Source organism: bacterium (assembly GCA_037143175.1).
Taxonomy (GTDB): domain Bacteria; phylum Verrucomicrobiota; class Kiritimatiellia; order CAIKKV01; family CAITUY01; genus JAABPW01.
In genome coordinates, this window is sequence record JBAWZF010000004.1 from 47,850 (window position 1) to 66,090 (window position 18,241).

An 18,241-nucleotide genomic window follows, 5' to 3' on the forward strand; every position below is an offset into this window, starting at 1 on the left:
GAGCCGTTGGGATGATTATTGCTTGATATTCGTGTCGGATTTCACACTGATCGTCACTCTGGGGGAATTTGTCGAGTTTCCCGATTTGAAGAGGTTTGTTGGCGACATTTTTCGGGATGTGGGGGTATGTGGGCAGTAGCGGGGGTAACTCTGAATCCAGGGGGAAGAGACGTAGGTTACGGTCGGTCTTGACCAGTAGGCTTCCTCCGCTGCCCGCTCAGCGCGCAAAGCGCGTGCCTCGGCCGCCGCAGTGCGTTGCTGCAGGTCCGCCAGCTGTTCCCGGACTCTAGCCTGCTCGACTTCGATCTGGTATTGCTTGGAGAGATTGGCGTAGATGGTGTCGTCAACCTTGATGGTTTCGGCTGTCGCCATAAAAGCTCCCCAGGCCATCAGACTCCCGGCCACCAACCCTTTGATAATCCTATGCTTCAGGTTCATGTTATCTTCCCTCGCTTATTTACCATTTTGCATTTTGGTAATCCTAAACACCAGTTAAACGACTGGTATTAACAATTGAGAAAATGAATTTATTTTTAACCCCCTTCGTGTTGTGGTAAATAAAGAGTCATGAAAACACACAAACACATCATTGTAGGCGTTCATATCACGGATCGAGTTAAACATGCGGGTGCTGTGCAGAAGGTATTCACTGAATACGGGATCCACATCAAGACCCGATTGGGATTGCATGATGTTGAGGGAAGTAGCTCCTCGTCCAGCGGGATCATCCTGCTTGAACTCGTCGGAGACGAGAAGAAATGTTCTTCCATTATCAAAAAGCTCACAGCCATCCGTGGTGTGGAGGCGGAAAAAATGGTGTTTAGTCACGACTGAATTGCATTTGGGACCATTTCGGGGGATCCCGCCAACCAGGCAACGATGAAAGTCTCCGTAACGGTAGATTTTGTCAGCATGGATACAGCGAATGGGGCCAGGGAGAAGCATCTACGCTCGTTTGATTTCTTCGAGTTGATGAGGAGAAACTATGGCTAAAGTTACACTGGAACATGTCGACAAGATATATACCGGGAACGTCAAGGCGGTGTCGGATTTTAATTTAGAGATCCGGGATGGGGAATTTGTGGTATTTGTCGGGCCTTCCGGGTGCGGCAAGTCCACCACGCTGCGGATGGTGGCGGGCCTGGAGGAAATCAGTGGGGGCGTGATTCGTATCGGTGATCGGGTGGTGAATGACGTGCCGCCCAAGGATCGTGATATCGCCATGGTCTTCCAGAATTATGCTCTCTATCCACACATGACCGTGAAGGAGAACATGGCATTCGGTCTTAAGCTGCGGAAGTTTCCTGCGAAGGAAATTGAGGCGCGGGTGCAGGAGGCCGCCCAGATTCTCGGCATCGGGGAACTTCTGGAACGACGCCCTAAGGCCTTGTCGGGTGGCCAGCGCCAGCGTGTGGCGGTGGGCCGTGCCATCGTTCGCAAGCCGGCCGTATTCCTGTTCGATGAACCGCTCTCCAACCTGGACGCGAAGATGCGGGTTCAGATGCGGGTGGAGATCAGTCGACTCCATCATCAGTTGAATACCACCATGATTTATGTGACGCATGACCAAGTTGAGGCGATGACGATGGGGCAGCGTCTGGTGGTGATGAAAGACGGGTTAATCCAGCAGGTTGCCGAGCCCCTTAAACTCTACAACAACCCGATCAACCGGTTTGTTGCCGGGTTCATCGGTATGCCGCCGATGAATTTCTTTGAAGGCACGATTCGGATGGCGAACGGGGCGCTACAGTTCGAAGGACCCGGCGGGATGCGTTTGACTGTGCCGGAGAAAGACAAGGCCGCATTGGGGGCATATATCGACAAGGCTGTGACTCTGGGCTTACGTCCTGAAGATATTGGCTCAGCGGTCGCGGAGCAGTTGTCCGGGGCATCGCGGATTCAGGCAACAGTGGAAGTTATCGAGCCGATGGGTTCGGAGTCTTATATCTATTTCCGGGCCGCCGACACGACCTTCATCAGTCGGGTGGATGCCCATCGCAAGTTCGAGGTAGGTGAGACCGCTCAGCCTGCGGTATTCATCGATAAGGCTCATTTCTTCGATCGTCAGACCGATCGCCGCATTGAGGCACCTGCTTGCCGTCAACGGTAAGATCATGGCTCCGGTTGGTGCGAGAGGTGGCCAGTGTCGCCGTCTTGCCGCAAAGGTTTAGCGTTTTTTCGAGGGTATATTCGAAACGGTCTTTCGAGAACGCTTCCTTCAAGAAGCAATGATGGATGCGCAACACATCGCCAAAGTCGCGAAGCAAGCGGTCGCTAACCCCAAAAACACGATCTGAAGCGCTTCAGATTCATTTTTCATCAGTTCTTTTTCCTTCATCGACTCGAGTAGATTCTATTGGTATAAGACGGTCATGACCGACCGGCATGACATAGACCGTGATTTGGTGGACAGAGTCCGCGAGGGTGACCATGCCGCATATTCGCAGCTCATGGATTATTATCAGGGATCTATTCTTAATTTCGTTTACCGATTGGTAGGGAGCCGGGAAGAGGCTGAAGATATCGCCCAGGATGTCTTCGTTCGTGCCTATCAAAAGCTTGACTCATTTACCTTTCGCACGTCACGCGACCGTTTTTCGACCTGGCTGTATCAATTGGCCCGCAATGCAGCGATTGATGTTTTGCGACGGCGCCAGCGTCGACCGGTTCAGTCGCTTGATGAATTCCCGCTGCTGGGGCCCGTTGCCGTGGGTAATCCGGCGCTGGACACCGGCGACAGGGAGCGGGAGCGGGCGATTTCCGCGGCCTTTGCCGAACTCCCTGAAGATCAACGCACAGCATTGGTGCTTTCGGTTTATGAAGGGCAATCCTATGCCGATATCGCCGTGATTATGAAGGCCTCGGTTAAATCAGTGGAATCACGGATATACCGGGCCCGTCAGTCCATGCGTCAGCAATTGGCCGCTTTTCTTGCGAAATAATATTTCTGCGAGGGTTATTCCTTCCAGCAACGTTTCACTAGTATAAGGGAGCAATGGGAGCCGTGAAAACGAATCAAAATAATAGTGATGTGCCAGATGATGAAAAACTGGATGCGTTACTGGGGAAGTGGAAGGGGATTACCCCTGCGCCAGGTTTTAATGAGACGGTATGGCGGCGGTTAAGTGTAACGGCCCCACAAAAGAAGCATTCAGGGAGAATTTTCACGTGGTTCAGGGATAACGTGAAGCCACTGGATGTTTTTGCGGCATTGGGAGGTATGGCGGCGGGATTGCTCTTATCCCTGCAAATTTCAAACCATGATGGGGCGCAGGTGGATTCGCGTTTCCAGATCCTGAAGTCTTCAAGTTTAACCAGAGGCTATGTGCAGTTAGCTTCGCAGCAGATAAAATGAACTACAAAAGATTGTCTATTTTGTTGGCAGGGGTCCTGGTGGCTTTATCGGCCATGCTGGCTGTCCGAGCATATGGGCCGCGTCCTATGTCCTCGATCGAGTCCTTGCGTGACATACGCTGGTTGAAGGAATCGTTGCAGTTAACTCCCGTGCAGGAGGCTGACATTCAGCGGATACATCAGGACTTGGCGAAAACTCTGTCAACTTGTTGTATGAAACATTGTCAGGCCCGTGACGCCTTTATGGAGTCATTATTTGCCGCAACCAATGGACTGGAACGTTCACAATCACTGATTGATGAAATGTCCGATGCACAGGCGGCGAGCGAATTGGCAACGCTGGTTAATATGTATCGTGTGCACGAAGTATTGACCCCTCAACAACGCATCATCTTTGAACGGCAAGTGAAGGCGATGGATTGCACAATGCGATCGGCGGGTGGCGGTTCTTCTTGCAGGTGTATGTCTGAGTGAATAGGTGTCTAAAAACATAGAGGAAGGAAATAAGAAGATGAAAGCATTGCTATTAGTGGGTGTGATATTGGCGTCGGCAGCAATGGCGTTTGCTGAACCAACCAATGCGGTAGCGGTTAAAGCGCAAACCACCTGTCCCGTGATGGGCGGCGCTGTGAATCATAAGGTATTCGCCGATTATCAGGGGCAGCGGATTTACTTCTGCTGCAACGGTTGCCCTGCGGCCTTTAAGAAGGATCCCGAGAAATATATGAAAAAATTCAAGAATGAAGGGGTTGCGTTGGAGAAGGTTAAATAGCAGTGGGCAGTGGGCAGCGGGAAAGGGAGTAAGCGTGTGATTTCGAAAGTCCATTATATCGTGGGTATATTGCTTGTGGCGGTCCCACCTCTATTGGCTGAGGGAACCAATACGCTGACTCTCCCGCAGGTCATTGCTGAATCATGGGCTAACAATGCCCAGCTTCAGTCGCTGAAACAAAAAACAGGCGCCATGGAAGCGCGTTCGCAGCAGGCTGGTGCTCTTGCCAATCCCCTGTTGACCTATCGTGGCATGGATTCTGCCAATGGGGGGAAGTGGCCAAATACGGATGAGAAGCGGATCGAAATCGAGCAGACATTCCCGTGGCCTGGTAAGCGGGGATTGACGCAGGTGATGACGGCGAAAGCGGCCGATGCCGCGAAATTTGAGGTGGCCGCGACAACCCTTGATGTGGAGATGCTGGCTGCTGAAGCCTTTTACGGGTTAAGTGTGGCGCAGCAATCCCTTGAAATTATCCGGGCGGAGGAAGCGTTGTTGCGCCGTATCGAAACTCTCACCACGCTCCGTTACACGACAGGGGCAGACGGGCAGCAGGACGTATTAAAAGCACAAACCGAAATCACCATGCTCAAGCAGAAGGAGATTGAGCTTGAGGCGCGGGAACTTACCCTCAAGAATAAACTCAATACCATAATGAATCGGCCTGTCAAAACCGTGATAGGCCGGGTTAAAGGTCCGCCTGAACAATCTGTTTCCGCGGATGAGGGTGAGCAAATTTCCATCAAGGCACTCGTGCATCGGCCTGAACTCCAACTGGCTCAGGCTCGGATTGAACGTGCCCAGGCCGAACGCGCCTATATGGGAAAAGAGAGCCTGCCTGATTATAAGGTTGGGTTGGAGTACCGGAGTATGCCCGGAGATGATCAGGCGATGTTTATGGTGGGCATTGAGTTGCCTATTTGGCGGAGTAAGATTAGGGCCGGGATACGCGGCGCCAACCGCATGGTTGAGTCGGAGCAGGCGGCGCGCGAAGCGGCAGAGCGGCAGGTGATGCAGGAGGTTCAAGACGCCTTGACGCAAATCCAGGCGGCACAACGGACGTTGGAGCTCACCCGCAAGGAATTGATTCCACAAGCGGAATTACGGTTTTCCGCCAGCGAGGCGGGTTATCGCAGTGGGGGTAAGGCGGATTTCATGGATCTTCTGGAAAGCGAACGGTTTCTGTTGAATGCGCGTGTGATGGCGGTCATGGCTGAAGCTGAATTGGGGATGCAATGGGCCCGCTTGGCTCGTGCCGTGGGAGTAAGTGTGCTGGAGGTGCTAAAATGAAAATTCAAACCACGCGGGTGATCGTATTGTGTGTTTTGGGAATGGGACTCATGACGGTACCGTTGGGATGTCGGGATCACGCCACATCGCACGGGGTTGCCAAGGCCGTGAAGTATATTTGCCCCATGCACCCCACCGTGGTGTCTGACAGGCCCGGGGAATGCCCGATCTGCGGGATGGATCTGGTGCAGGCGGAACAGGCGAGTACAGCTTCTGAATCAGGGCCACCTGCGGGGCAAGTCCCTGGGTTGGTAGCGATAGCCATTACGCCTGAGGCGCGGCAGCGGATGGGGCTCGCTTTGGAAACCATCGGGGTGCGCCCGCTTGTTCGAACGCTACGGACGTCGGCGCGAATTGTAACGGATGAGACGCGACAGGCGCGTGTAACAACCAAGGTTGAAGGTTGGGTGGAGTCGCTTGCTGTTGGATTCATCGGGCAGGTCGTCAGAAAGGGAGATCCGCTGCTTACGATCTACAGCCCCGATTTATTATCGGCACAGGAGGAGTTCTTGATCGCGGTTAAGGCTAAAGCGATGGCTACCAATGGCGGCGGGGATGCCTTATTGGCGGCTGCCCGGCGGCGACTTCAGCTATGGGATATCACGGAGGAGCAAATTGCGTTGTTGGAGAAACGGGGTGAACCAGTGAAGGCCATGACACTCACTGCGCCCACTTCGGGGAGAGTGACGGAAAAGAACGTTCTCGCAGGCCAGAAAATCATGCCCGGTGAATCCCTGCTGGTGGTAAGTGATTTTTCAACGGTTTGGGGTGAGGCCGATGTCTATGAGTCCGATCTGCCATTTGTGCATGAGGGGATGCCGCTGGAAATCTCGCTCCCTTTCTGGCAGGGGAAAATCTTTAACGGCACCATCAGTTTTGTGGCACCAACCCTTGATCCGGTGAGCCGGACAGTAAAAGCACGGTTGGTGATTCCCAATCCTGAGTTGCTCCTCAAGCCTGAGATGTATGCGGAAGCCAGACTCTCCTATTCCCTGGGTGAGCGACTCGCTATTCCGGAGGCTGCGGTGATGCGGACCGGTGAACATAGTTATACATTCCGGGAGGGGGCCGATGGGGCATTGCATCCCGTCGAAGTGGGACTCGGAGCGAGGGTGGAGGGGTTCTATGAGGTTCTTTCGGGCCTCAAGGTTGGCGATCGGGTGGTTACGGCCGCAAATTTCCTGGTGGATTCAGAGTCCTCCATGCGGGCCGCCCTGGAGTCAGTTTCTAGGAAATAACCCATGATCAAGCGTATCATTGAATTCAGTGCCCGCAACCGGATGCTGGTCATCTTGTTGGTGGCAGCCGCCATGGCCTATGCCGTGTATGCCCTCCGGAATATTAACTTGGATGCGATCCCCGATTTGAGCGATACGCAGGTGATTGTCTATACTCCGTGGGATCGCAGTCCTGACATTTTGGAAGATCAGGTAACCTATCCCATTATTACCGCCTTACTTGGGGCCCCGAGAGTGAAGGCCATCCGGGGCTTCAGCGATTTTGGGTTTTCCTATGTGTATGTCATCTTTCAGGATGGAACCGATATCTACTGGGCGCGGAGCCGTGTTGTGGAATATTTATCCAAACTGCAAGGCACGCTGCCCGCCGGGGTGACGCCTCAGTTGGGGCCGGATGCAACTGGCGTGGGGTGGGTCTATCAGTATGCCCTTGTCGATAAGAGCGGAACACATAGTTTGGCCGACTTACGCAGTTTTCAGGACTGGACGTTGCGTTATGCCCTGCAAAGCGTACCGGGTGTGGCTGAAGTAGCCGGGATTGGCGGGTTCCAAAAGCAGTACCAGGTGACGGTGGATCCGGCCCGGTTGCAGAGCTATGGAGTTTCGTTGATGGATGTTGCCAGTGCCCTGAAACGCAGTAATAACGAAGTTGGCGGCCGGTTATTGGAGTGGAGCGGCAGGGAGTACATGGTCCGTGGGCGTGGCTATGTAAAGTCCCCGGAAGATATTGAGAAGGCCGTGGTTAAGGCCGGGACTAAAGGCACGCCGGTACTGTTGCGGGATGTGGCCTCCGTCGCTATGGGCCCCCAGATTCGGCGCGGGGTTTCCGATTTAAACGGCAACGGCGATACGGTGGGTGGCATTGTGGTGATGCGGCACGGCGAAAATGCCCTGAATGTCATCGAGCGGGTTAAGACGAAGCTGGATGAACTCAAACCCTCGCTCCCCAAGGGCGTGGAAGTGGTGACGACCTATGACCGTTCCTCCCTGATCAAGAAGGCGATTGATAATCTCAAGGATGATCTGGTGATGGAGATGATCATCGTCAGCCTGGTCATTTTGTTTTTCCTCTGGCACATCCCTTCAGCTATGGTGCCCATTCTGACAATTCCGGTTTCAGTGCTTTTGTGTTTCATTCCCCTGTATCTCGCGGGGATCAGCTCAAACATCATGAGCCTTTCCGGTCTTGCCATTTCCATCGGGGTGCTGGTGGATGGTGCAATTGTGGAAGTTGAAAACGCTTACAAGAAACTGGAGCTTTGGAAGCGGTCCGGGGGCAAGGGAGACTGCCATGCGATTCGTCTGGAGGCACTTATTGAGGTTGCGCCTTCGGTATTTTTCTCATTACTGGTGGTGGCAGTTTCATTTTTGCCGGTGTTCACGCTGGTGGATCAGGAGGGGAAATTGTTCACTCCGCTAGCCTATACCAAGACGTTAGCTATCGCGATGGCGGCGCTATTGGCGATCACACTCGATCCCGCAGTACGGATGTTGTTTACCCGCATGGATGAGTTCAAATTCCGATGGAAGCCGTTATCGGGAGTGTTAAATGCTCTGCTGGTGGGGCGGTATGTGCGTGAAGAAAAGCATCCCGTCAGCCGGGTGTTATTTGCGCTTTATGAGCGGCCCTGCCGCTGGGTATTGCGTCATCCCAAGACAGTGATTGCGCTAGCTGTTGCTATTGTTGTGAGCACGGTACCGGTGTATCTCAAGCTGGGGAGTGAGTTCATGCCGCCTCTTGATGAAGGCACGATTCTCTATATGCCCACCACGATGCCGGGCATTTCGGTGACCGAAGCCCAACGCCTCATGGAAACTCAGGATCGACTGCTGCGGGCATTTCCGGAGGTGGTCTCTGTGTTCGGTAAGGCCGGTCGTTCAGACACCTCCACCGATCCCGCCCCGTTCTCGATGATGGAGACAACGGTGGTGCTGAAACCGATGGCCGAATGGCGTGCAAAACCTTGCTGGTATTCAAATTTTGCCCCTCGGTGGCTGCGCTCTTTGCTGGGTCATATCTGGCCTGAACATATCTCACGGGAGGAACTGATTGCCGAATTCGACCGCGCCCTCAAGATTCCCGGTTCGGTCAATGCGTGGACCATGCCGATCAAGGGCCGAATCGATATGCTCACCACCGGGGTCCGTACCCCGGTGGGCATCAAAGTGTTTGGCTCAAACCTGGCAGAAATCCAGCGTGTAGGAGAGTCGATAGAAGGTGCCTTACAGAAGGTTCCGGGAACCCGCAGTATATTTGCCGAACGCGCGTCTGGCGGGTATTTCGTGGATATTGTCCCCAAGCGGGAGGCGCTGGCTCGCTATGGACTGACGGTGGATGACCTGCATGCAGTGGTCATGTCCGCGATCGGTGGTGAAACGGTATCCACTACAGTTGAAGGCCGTGAGCGCTACAGTATCAACCTTCGCTACCCCCGCGATTTGCGTGATAACCTTGATGAACTGCAGCGAGTGCTGGTGGCGGCCCGGATGGGGGAGGTGCAAGTTCCGTTATCCGAGGTGGCTGATGTGGCGTTGGTGAACGGTCCATCCATGATCCGTGATGAGAATGGCATGCTGGCGGGCTACGTCTATGTGGATATTGCCGGGCGTGACATTGGTGGCTATGTGGAAGAGGCCAAGCGGGTGGTGGGTGAAAAGGTGTCGCTCCCGACGGGGTATTCGCTCGTCTGGAGCGGACAATACGAAAACATGTTGCGGGTGCGTGAGCGGATGAAGGTGGTGATCCCACTGACCATTGGGCTGATTTTTATATTGCTCTACATGAATACGAAATCCGCCTTCAAGACGTTGGTGGTGATGCTGGCGGTGCCGTTTTCAGTGGTCGGTGCGGTGTGGTTGCTATACCTGCTTGACTATAACGTCTCTGTGGCCGTCTGGGTGGGAATGATAGCCTTGATGGGACTGGATGCCGAGACGGGGGTCTTCATGCTGCTGTTTCTTGACTTGTCCTATGACGAGGCCAAGCGCGAAGGACGCTTGCGAAACCTGACAGATCTGCACGAAGCCATTATTCATGGTGCGGTCAAGCGTATCCGGCCCAAGTTGATGACCGTCGCCGCCGCTACCATGGGCTTGATGCCGATTATGTGGTCCATAGGGACAGGCTCAGATCTCATGAAGCGGGTCGCCGCCCCCATGGTCGGTGGCCTTTTTACCTCATTCCTGATGGAACTTCTGGTTTACCCGGCCATTTATCTGCTTTGGAAACGGCGTGACACTCAGTCATGATAATATATTATCCTTATAGTTGATATATTACGTCTTATAGTCTATATTTTACCAATATGGATTCAATATCAAAACTGATGCCAGAAGAGATCGCGGTGAAATTGGGAGCCAAGGCGAAGGCGTTGAGGTTGTCTGCCGGGTGGAAGCGTGTGACGTTCGCGGAACGGGCTGGTGTCTCCGAAGCGTCATTGAAAAGGTTTGAGCAAACTGGGCAGGCTTCGCTGGAACTTGTCCTGCGGGTCGCAATGTCTCTGGGGCGCCTGAGTGAGTTTGAAGGGCTGCTGGAGCCGCCTCCGGCTCGGAGTATTGACGAGCTGGATCAGCAGCTGAAGCGTCCTCTGCCAAAGCGGGGGCTGCGATGAAGCGCTTGAAGGTGCGGTACCATGAGGCTCTGGAGCCGATGGCTGTCGTTTGCACAAGACTGTGGTGTTAGGAAGTCAACAAGCGACCAGATCTGGAATTGCATTGGTAACGCGTTTAAAAATTGATGATATTGGCTTACCGGGTCTGCTGGCGATACAGGCGGGCATAGAAACCGTTCCCTTTTGACAGTTCATCATGGGTGCCGGTTTCGGCGACCACGCCGCCGTCGAGTACGCAAATTCGCTGGCAACGCATAGCCATGGACGCGCGTTGGGACACGATCACAGCGGTACGGCCTTTCAGGATTTTCACCAGTGTGGCCTGGATTCGGCGTTCCGTTTCGGCATCCAACGCCGACATGCAGTCATCGAGCAGCAGGACATCGGGCTGTGAGAGTAACGCCCGGGCGAGGGTGATGCGTTGCCTCTGCCCGCCGGAGAGGGTCATTCCCTTCTCGCCGATCAAGGTCTCGTATTTCACCGGTAGCCCCATAATATGGTCGTGTATTTCGGCAGCCTGTGCGGCGGCGATGATGTCGCGCGGGCTGGCGTCAGGATTGCCGTAACAGATGTTGTCCCGGATAGAACCGCCAAAGATCTGGGGCTCCTGGGGTACGAGTACGACGCGCTTGTGAAGGTCTTCAGATCGAATCCGGTCGAGGGGGACATGGTCATAGTAGATCTCCCCTGTCACCGGTTCGTAGAGGCGTCCGAGCAGGTGGAGCAGCGTGCTCTTGCCGCAGCCACTGGGGCCCATCAAGCACATCCAGGAGCCCGCCGGAATATGCAGGGTGATGTCCTCCAGTACCGGTTCGATTTGCTGTTCGTGACGGAAATGGGAGTTGAGCAGGGTAATGCCGCGTTTGAGAGGGGACGGGAACTCCAGTGAATCAGGTGCTTCAGCGATGGTTTCTTTTTCATCCAGCACCTGTACCAGGCGTTGCAGCACGACCAGCAGTTTGGACAGGGTTACGTTAAGCTGGCTCAGCATGATCACCGGGCCGAAGAGTACTGCGGTCACCCCGTTCGCATACATCAACGTTCCGAGGGACATCTCGCCCGCCAGGACGCGTGAGGTGCCATAGAGGAATAAACTGCCTGTTCCAATGGCTGCAATAACCGTGCACAGGGCGCCCAAGCTGGCCGCGGTATGTTGCTGGAGCATGGTGTCGCGAAGGAAGCAGGCGGATAAACGATGATAATTCAGGTCCTCATGTCGTTCCCGGCCATAGGATTGGATGGCCCGCATACTATCGAGTTTCTGCGAAGCCAGCGCATACATCCATGAGTTGGTGTGGCGGAGTTCCGAGTTAACCTCTTTAAGCACGTGCCGTGAGCGGCGGTAGGTTATCATGTAGGCGGGCAGGGTGAGCAGCGCGATGGCTCCAAAACGCCAATCGAGCATGAACAGGATCACCAGCCCTGTTGTAATGGCGGTGAGGGCGCTGAGAAAGGTCAGGAAGGTCATATATAATTGATCTTGCACCTCACCGACATCCGACAAGATTCGTGACATAAGCCGGCCCGGGGCGTGCGATTTGTGGTAGGCGAGGGAAAGCCTCATCACCTTCTGGTGGAGATCTTCCCGGAGTCGGGCGGTAAGTCCCTGACTGATCCGAATCCGGGCGCGGGCCTCCATCCGGCAGCCGATATTGGAAAGGATCAGGGTGAGCAGGTAGACCCCAAACAGGATGCCCAGCATACGCATGGCCCCTGCAGGGCGGACGCTCAGTTCGGGGCCGCGATCCCTGGTCAGCCCTCCGGATGGCGCGGATACCTCAGGTCGGCGATCGTCTTGAATCGGTGAGGTGTTCTGGGGCGAGACGGAGGGGGAGTTCACGTCCGGCGTGGAGGTAACGACCAGAATGGAATCCACGACTACCCGGCCATACCAGGCCATCAGGAATGGCGTCCAGGCATTGACAATCCACCAAATGGAGATCGCCAATAAAATCCGCCTGTAGGGCCAGACGTAGTCCCGCACGAAACGAAAATAGAGATCCATGTGGCCGGCGGCCGATTCATACTCACGGCGGGGCGGGCGGAAGCGGATGTTGCGATGGTGTATCTTCATGCCGGGGTTTCCTCCAGCGTGCCGCGTCCCATGAATTTGGCGTAAATGGCGGCGTAATGGCCTCCGGGTATTTTCATGAGGTCTTTGTGGTTACCCTGCTCAAGGATTTGCCCCTGGTTCATCAGGACGATCAGGTTGGCGGTGCGGATGGTGCTCAGTCGGTGCGCCACGATGAACGCGGTTCTGTTTTTAAGCAGACGTTCCATGGCGAGTTGGATGGCCTCTTCGGATTCACTATCCAGTGCGCTGGTGGCTTCATCCATGATCAGGATGGCCGGGTTTGCCGCGACGGCACGGGCAATGGTGATACGCTGTTTCTGGCCGGTTGACAGTTGTGTGCCCTCGACGCCGATGAGGGTGTTGTAACCGGCAGGGAGGGACATGATGAAGTCATGGATCTCGGCCACACGCGCTGCGGCCTCGACTTCGGCCTGTGTGGCGCCCGGCCGGGCATAGCGGATGTTATCGGCGATGCTCGCTGTAAAGAGCTGTGGCTCCTGAAGCACGATGCCGAACTGGCGGCGCAGTTTTGTAAGCTGGACTGTTCGTACATCCTGGTCGTCGAGTCGCAGGGCTCCGCCGGTGACATCGAAGAATCGGAGCAGCAGGGAGAGGAGTGTGCTTTTACCACATCCTGTGGGGCCGATGAGCGCGACCGTCTGGCCGGGCTCAACATGCAGGCTGAAATCGCGAATGATGGGCTTCCCTTCCGTGTAATGGAAGTCAACATGGTCAAAATCAACGCGGCCGGTCAGGCGGGGAATGACTTGCGCGTCGGGGGCATCGTGAATTTCCGGTTTTTCCGAGAAGAGCTCGGTCAGTCGGTCGGCGGCCACGCCGACATCCTGAATTTGTTTTGCCAGCAACGAGAATCGTACCGCCGGCCAGAGAAGCTGGAGGGCATAGGTGGTGAAGGCCAGTACATCACCATAGGTCATCAGTTCCATGAGCACCATGGCGCACCCGGCAAAATAAATGGTGGCGCGACCAGCGTCCGCCAGAAGCTGGGTGTTGTAGGAAAACGTGGTGTTGGCGATCTGCATCGTGCTGACTTGTTTCAGACTGGCGTCTGATTGGTCTCTGAACACCCGCTGTTCGCGTGCTTCCGCCCCGTAGCTTTTGACGACCAGTGAGGTGATGAGGCGATCCTGCAGTCCCGCTGACAGGCGATCCATGGAGCGCTGGTAGTTCCGGTTGGTTTGCCGGAGGAAGCCGATGTTAATGCGGGCGTTGATCACGAATATGAACATCAGGATGACAATCACGATGGCGAGCCGCCAGTTGATGAGGAAGGTGGCGGTGATGGCAAAGGCCGAGCAGATCAGGTCGGATACGATGCTGATGGTTTGGGCGGTGAGGAGGTTTTGCACCGCGCCGGTATCACCCATGAGCCGGTTGACAAGCATCCCGACACCAGTTTTTCCGAAAAACCGCATGGAGAGGCGCAGAAGGTGCCGGTAAAGCGCCTGCCTCATGTCGAAGACGAATTTTTGTCCGACGTAAGTGATGCCGATTGTCTGGATGTAAGAGCATGCGGCATTCATCATTGGCAATAAGAGCATGGCCAGCCCCAGCATGAAAAAGGGGTTGCGATCCCCGGGGGTAATCACCCGGTCGACAATGGCGCGCATGATCAATGGGGGAATCATCGCGAGGACGGACAGGAGTGCCGTCAAGCCCAGCAATACCCAGAGCCGTCTCTTGTAGGGAGAGAGCATGGGCAGAAAGACTTTAATTCGGGAGGCAATCATGGGGCGCTCGACGGCCTTACAAGTCGATGAGGTATTGCCATACGTTTACTTTGCCGAAGTAAATGCGGGCCTCGGCTGAAGTGCCAGGGGGGACTATTTTACCGCGGGATGTGAAATCGCCATAGGCGACCCTGTAGGTTTTTTGCCCCTCTGTCTGGATTACATTCCTGAGGGCTTCAATCTGGCCTGTGAACCATACTGGCTGAAGGCCGCCATAGGAGGTCAGGCGTGCCTTATACGGCTGGCCGACGGCAATGCGGGCAGCGTAGCGCTCCGGAATCCGTAGTTTCATGACTTGCCGGTCTCCGCCGAAGATCTCGTACATGATATTTTCAGGACGCATGAGTTCCCCAACCACAAACTCATAGCGCAGCGCCTGTCCGGATACCGGTGCGCGAATGGTCTTCAGGCTTATCCGCGCAGCAGCACGTGCAAGGGCATCACGCCTGGCCTTGATTTCCTGTCGTCGTGCGGCAAGCTCCTGTTCGCTAACAGTTTGATCCTTTTTCAACAACGATTCCAGCTCGGCTTCGGCCAGCTTTCCGGCCAGCATGGTATCCTCCATGGCGCTGCCAGCCAAAAGTCCCTTTTCAAGTAATTCCTGCGCCCGGGTAAGCTTGGCACTGGTATTCTGGACGCGCAAACGGGCAATGGCAATCAGTTCCTGATGGCGGCGCTTTTCTTCAACGATTTCGGCCTGTCGTCGAGCCAGTTCGGACTCGGTCTGGAGTACACGGCTTTGCGCTTCTTCGACGGCAGCCTGTTCTTCGGTCATGTCGAGATAAGCGAGGACCTGTCCTTGTGTTACGGAGGATCCGGTTTTAATCAGAATTTCTGCGATCGTGCCGACGGTAGCCGGACGAACTTCTGCATAGTTTTCGGTGGTGACATACCCATTGGCCAGAAAACTACGTTCGAGTTGGATCAGAAACCCTGCCGCCGTCACGATCGCGATGGTTGACAGAGTGAAGAGCAGGCGACGGAACCGTCGACGTTGGCGCAGTGGCGCGGATGTCGGCGCGGGTTCCCCGGTTGTGGTGCGGTATTCTCCCATAAATTTTCAGACTTTCTCCGGTGTGTCGGCGGCTTGCGAGCGGGAGTCTTGCTCCTGCCCGTCGAAACCGTCAGATTCTTCGGTGTAGCGTTTCCTGCAATAGTTGCATTCATCACAGGGCCGTTCATAGCAGTTGCGATGTACTCGAGCAGGGTACATCCTGCGAAAAGCTTCGTAGCATTCATCGCAACAGAAGCAGTGGCGCTCCTGGAACGAGCCCAGTGCGATATGAACCAGATGGAAGCCATCCTGTTTGGGGCGGCAAGGGGTGTCGCACCAGGCACAAGGGCGTTCGGTATTCTCAATAATGTTGTCTCCACATGAGGGACAACGGCCCACTTTGACAAACTGAACGTGGTCGGGCAGTTCCCCAGCAGGGAGTAAGAGCTCTTCACTGCGCTGGGTCTCACTGGCACCCGCGGCGGGCAGGCCATCAGAAGCGCGTCTTTTGTGCTGAATCTCGGGTAGGATTTGTTTCTCCATGGCGACTTCCAGGTCTTCTGGTTTGTCGTCACCCAATCCGAACATATCCATAATTTTACTAATGCCCACCGGGGGTACCTCCAAGGGGCGGTAACTCTGCCGCCAGATTGTTGTCAGGTTGATAACCGGTTGCGAACATGAAGTCCGAATGGGCCTTAAGCAATGCGGCCACAATGGTGTTGCGGGCCCGATAGGCCTTGGTCAGGTCGTTTTGGGCGTCCAATACGTTGCGGCTACGTCCCTCGCCGAGCCGGAATCGCTCGGCCTCCGCTTCCAGGGTTCGGCGGGCCTGATCCACAGCGATGGTGATTTCCTTGAGCCGCTCGCCGGATCCGGTGAATTCGCGGTGGGCCGCAGCCTTGTCCGCTGATAGCCGGTTTTGCACTTCGTGGAGAACCTCGGCCAATTGTGCTTCGCGGGCACGTGCTTCGCGCAGCCGGGCGTGGGCGCCTGTCTGGCTCCAGGGCCGTGTCCAGACCAGAACGGCGGCCACGGAGGAGTCCTCGCCGCTGATACCCGCCCCGTCATTAGCCGCTGCTGAGGACGAGTCCTCGGTCGCCCAAACTCCGCGTAGGGACAGCCCCAATTCGGGGCGTAGCCGGTCAGTAAGCGTCCGGGTTTCCGCGGACGCGGCGGCCGAAAGGGCTTCAATTTCGCTGATGGCACCACGTGTAGCGAAAGATGAACTTGTGGCTGATATCTCAGGGATATGGAGGTTAGTGATACGGGTGATCAATGCGTTGGAATTGGTGGTTAGCAGTTCAGGGGGTGGAACGCCGAGGATCTGTTCCAGCCGCAATCGGGCCGTGTCAATGGCCTGGTTGGCGGCGTAGATCTCCTCCCGGCGGAGCGCAAGTTCAAGCCGTGCGGGGGCTAACTGGTATTCCGGCACCACTTTCAGGCGAACCAGTTCTTCAGCTTCTTTCAAGAGCTGTTGAGAACGATCGGTGGCGGACTCCGAGGTGGCGGCATTCGCAATTTCCACCAGATAAGTTAGATAGGCCTGTTCAACAGCATGCCGGACTGCCTGGCGTGTCTCTAACAGGCGGGCCTCGGCGGCAGCTTGAAGTTCCTTTTGGCGTGCCTGGCTTTGGCGCCAGAGGCTGAACCCGCGGTCCTGAAGTAACGGGATGCGAATTTGTGCCCCGACGAGAGTCCGGTACCCTGAATCAAGGCCTGCTATGGGATTGATTAAGTACTGCTCCGAGGCGCCAATCCCCGCGTAGATGCCTGGCCGAAAGGGAACTTCTACGGCGGCCGCCGCACCGTAAGCGTCGGCGGCCGGGATTCCTGCCGGTGACGCTAATAAGGGGGCCGCGGCGTTACCGGATAACCGGCCTGCTGTGGCCGTGGTTTTCGGGTCGAGAAATTCGGCGGTTGCGGCACAGGCAGCTTCTGCCTGCCGGGATCCTTCCCTGGCTGCCTGAAGGGTGGGACTGTTGCTGAAGGCAAGACTGACGAGTTCATCCAGTTCATCGGCGCGGCAGGCCGCATATGAAAGAACGATCACGCAAAGGGTAAACCCTAGTAATATAACTCTCATACAGGCCAAACCTCAAACACAATGCCGATGCATTGATAACAAAGAATCCTTATGAATGGACACATGCCCATGAGGGCTAGCCTGAAAAAGCGCTTTCATAGGGGGATATGTTGGTGGATTGGGGGCGGGAGGTCAAGTGAGATGATGAAGTTTTCAATTGATTGGATTTCAGGAATATCGGGTCTAAATAGGCGCGAACCTGTGTTAATATACAAGTACTAAGCTAATTAAAACTAAATACTTCTTGATGTTTTAGATGTTATAAGTTAATACGCAGTCATATTAAAAGATAGCTAATCTAAGTAAGATTAAGGATAAAGCGAAGGGAGGTATGGGGTCGTGAGCCGTAAATCAGCGTCAGTAATGGTGTTGTGCCCACTAATGGCTTTTTATTTAGCCGGTGCGAATTTAGTGGCAGGAGATCGCCCGGGTGCCGCTGATTCTAATATTGTTATATCCATTACTAAACACTTTAGCTCGGGGTTGGAACTGCAGATTGATTATCCCTCTGTATTTTCGAACACACTGGATATCTATGTGTCCACCAATCTGCAGGAGGGAGGATGGGGACTTCGAGATACAAATCTTCCAACTCTGGGGAGCAATACCCTGACGTGGCTGGATTCGGATATGACTCCATCCGTCCAGCGTTTTTATCGTGTTGGAAACGCCGATTTAGACACAGATCAGGATGGACTCGCCGATGCCCGTGAAATCCTGATTCATCAAACGGATCCGTTGAAGTTTGATTCAGATTCAGATGGTGTCCCTGATGGGATGGAGATTCAACGCGGTACCGATCCGGGGTTTGACGGTTCCTCCGAGATCACCCTCTATGTTGATTCTGATGCGGGCTCAGATGGTTTTGATGGTCGTTCTCCGGATGTTGTGGCGGGGCATGGTCCGAAACACTCGCTCGGTGCGGCCTCGGGAGTGAGCTATCCGCATGATGTGATTCAGTTGAGAGGCATCGCGGTATTTCATGAGCCATCGCTGTGTATTGGGGCCAGAGATGTGACGCTGCGGCCGATGGGTGCCGTGTGGGTTCAGCCATAACAATAAATAAGAGGA

The 18,241-nt window shown here is 54.9% G+C and carries 17 protein-coding genes; 11 read left to right on the plus strand and 6 right to left on the minus strand.

Features of this window, described 5'->3' with window-relative positions:
- Positions 1-15: 15 nt before the first annotated feature.
- A complete protein-coding gene (locus WCI03_02750; protein MEI8138767.1) occupies positions 16-438 on the minus strand; it encodes a hypothetical protein in 423 nt (140 codons plus the stop codon).
- 129 nt (positions 439-567) lie between these two features.
- Here WCI03_02750 and WCI03_02755 point away from each other — a divergent pair, with 129 nt between their 5' ends.
- The 10 genes from WCI03_02755 (at position 568) to WCI03_02800 (ending at position 10,265) form a co-directional block, all read left to right on the plus strand.
- Positions 568-834, plus strand: coding sequence for a hypothetical protein (locus WCI03_02755; protein ID MEI8138768.1), 267 nt, complete (start codon positions 568-570; stop codon positions 832-834).
- A gap of 151 nt (positions 835-985) precedes the next feature.
- Positions 986-2,110 (plus strand): sn-glycerol-3-phosphate ABC transporter ATP-binding protein UgpC, encoded by a 1,125-nt coding sequence (ugpC, locus tag WCI03_02760; protein ID MEI8138769.1) that lies wholly within the window; start codon positions 986-988, stop codon positions 2,108-2,110.
- A gap of 262 nt (positions 2,111-2,372) precedes the next feature.
- Positions 2,373-2,942, plus strand: a complete 570-nt coding sequence (locus tag WCI03_02765; GenBank protein MEI8138770.1) for a sigma-70 family RNA polymerase sigma factor — start codon at positions 2,373-2,375, stop codon at positions 2,940-2,942.
- 62 nt (positions 2,943-3,004) lie between these two features.
- The gene (locus tag WCI03_02770; GenBank protein MEI8138771.1) at positions 3,005-3,355 is read left to right on the plus strand and encodes a hypothetical protein; all 351 of its coding nucleotides are present in this window, start codon (positions 3,005-3,007) and stop codon (positions 3,353-3,355) included.
- Complete coding sequence (locus WCI03_02775; GenBank protein MEI8138772.1) at positions 3,352-3,828, plus strand: Spy/CpxP family protein refolding chaperone; 477 nt, start codon at positions 3,352-3,354, stop codon at positions 3,826-3,828. The genes WCI03_02770 and WCI03_02775 overlap by 4 nt, the downstream gene beginning before the upstream one ends.
- 37 nt (positions 3,829-3,865) lie before the next feature.
- Complete coding sequence (locus tag WCI03_02780) at positions 3,866-4,126, plus strand: YHS domain-containing protein (GenBank protein MEI8138773.1); 261 nt, start codon at positions 3,866-3,868, stop codon at positions 4,124-4,126.
- A gap of 36 nt (positions 4,127-4,162) precedes the next feature.
- Entirely contained in the window at positions 4,163-5,416 is a 1,254-nt protein-coding gene (locus tag WCI03_02785) for a TolC family protein (GenBank protein MEI8138774.1), read from the plus strand.
- Positions 5,413-6,654 (plus strand): efflux RND transporter periplasmic adaptor subunit, encoded by a 1,242-nt coding sequence (locus WCI03_02790; GenBank protein ID MEI8138775.1) that lies wholly within the window; start codon positions 5,413-5,415, stop codon positions 6,652-6,654. Before WCI03_02785 ends, WCI03_02790 begins: the two co-directional genes overlap by 4 nt.
- A gap of 3 nt (positions 6,655-6,657) precedes the next feature.
- Positions 6,658-9,903, plus strand: a complete 3,246-nt coding sequence (locus WCI03_02795) for an efflux RND transporter permease subunit (protein MEI8138776.1) — start codon at positions 6,658-6,660, stop codon at positions 9,901-9,903.
- A 56-nt stretch (positions 9,904-9,959) separates the two neighbouring features.
- The gene (locus WCI03_02800; protein MEI8138777.1) at positions 9,960-10,265 is read left to right on the plus strand and encodes a helix-turn-helix transcriptional regulator; all 306 of its coding nucleotides are present in this window, start codon (positions 9,960-9,962) and stop codon (positions 10,263-10,265) included.
- A gap of 136 nt (positions 10,266-10,401) precedes the next feature.
- On the opposite strand, the gene WCI03_02805 is transcribed toward WCI03_02800, so the two are convergent.
- The 5 genes from WCI03_02805 to WCI03_02825 are packed head-to-tail and all read right to left on the minus strand — an operon-like array spanning position 10,402 to position 17,170.
- On the minus strand, positions 10,402-12,339 hold the full coding sequence (locus WCI03_02805) for an ABC transporter ATP-binding protein (protein ID MEI8138778.1): 1,938 nt from the start codon (positions 12,337-12,339) through the stop codon (positions 10,402-10,404).
- The gene (locus WCI03_02810) at positions 12,336-14,090 is read right to left on the minus strand and encodes an ABC transporter ATP-binding protein (GenBank protein ID MEI8138779.1); all 1,755 of its coding nucleotides are present in this window, start codon (positions 14,088-14,090) and stop codon (positions 12,336-12,338) included. Before WCI03_02810 ends, WCI03_02805 begins: the two co-directional genes overlap by 4 nt.
- Positions 14,091-14,106: 16 nt before the next feature.
- Entirely contained in the window at positions 14,107-15,144 is a 1,038-nt protein-coding gene (locus WCI03_02815) for an HlyD family efflux transporter periplasmic adaptor subunit (GenBank protein MEI8138780.1), read from the minus strand.
- Between the two features lie 6 nt (positions 15,145-15,150).
- Positions 15,151-15,696 (minus strand): hypothetical protein, encoded by a 546-nt coding sequence (locus WCI03_02820; GenBank protein MEI8138781.1) that lies wholly within the window; start codon positions 15,694-15,696, stop codon positions 15,151-15,153.
- Positions 15,686-17,170 carry a TolC family protein gene (locus tag WCI03_02825; GenBank protein MEI8138782.1) on the minus strand — a complete coding sequence of 495 codons (1,485 nt, stop codon included), beginning with the start codon at positions 17,168-17,170 and terminating at the stop codon, positions 15,686-15,688. Before WCI03_02825 ends, WCI03_02820 begins: the two co-directional genes overlap by 11 nt.
- A gap of 339 nt (positions 17,171-17,509) precedes the next feature.
- Between WCI03_02825 and WCI03_02830 the strand changes: the two genes are divergently transcribed.
- On the plus strand, positions 17,510-18,226 hold the full coding sequence (locus WCI03_02830; protein ID MEI8138783.1) for a hypothetical protein: 717 nt from the start codon (positions 17,510-17,512) through the stop codon (positions 18,224-18,226).
- The last annotated feature ends 15 nt before the right edge of the window (positions 18,227-18,241 follow it).